This is a genomic window from Trebonia kvetii, from assembly GCF_007827045.1.
Lineage (GTDB): Bacteria > Actinomycetota > Actinomycetes > Streptosporangiales > Streptosporangiaceae > Trebonia > Trebonia kvetii.
In genome coordinates, this window is sequence record NZ_RPFW01000026.1 from 1 (window position 1) to 635 (window position 635).

Genomic DNA, 635 nt, shown 5'->3' on the forward strand with positions numbered 1-635 from the left:
TTTGAATATGTCGGATATGCATACAAAAATTGGAATGCAACTTGGCAAAGAAATTGTAGTTCCCAAAACGGAGAGTGGCGGCGTTGTCGTGTTCGGTCCGCATTTTGAAATCCGAGAGGGGCGATATCGCGCACGGGCATATATATCGTCTTTGGTATCTAAAGAGACGATCATCAAAATGAGCGCCACTTTGGAGCATGGGAAAGAAGTTCTCCAGGAGGCGCAATTCTCATTTAAAGACTATCATAATGATTTTTCCAAAACGGAGAATTTTCTTACACTGGATCTGGATTTCACCTGCCCCCACAAAGTAGGCTTTGATTTTGAAATCGTTCTGGATGTCGATCGCGTTGAAGATATGGCGATATCACACATAGAAATTTTCGAAGCAAAAAGATCTCTGAAAACAATTCTGGCATCTGGCCGCAATAAGAATGCGGCCAGCTCTCGGGTGGAGATTTTCGAAGCCAAAGAATATCCCAGAATGGAGGAAATGCCATTATTATTCAGATGCTATATGAACATATCGGCTAAAATTATGAAAAAATCTCTTGTCGAAAAACGCAATAGAAACCCATATGCCTTTTTCCGTGATTCAAAGAGCATGCTCGCAAGATATCCTAAAAAAATATACC

At 40.9% G+C, this 635-nt stretch carries 1 protein-coding gene; it reads left to right on the forward strand.

Translation table 11 applies throughout. From position 1 onward, the window contains the following. Positions 1–34: 34 nt before the first annotated feature. On the forward strand, positions 35–635 hold a 601-nt coding region (locus EAS64_RS42800; protein WP_145862452.1), incomplete at its 3' end, for a hypothetical protein.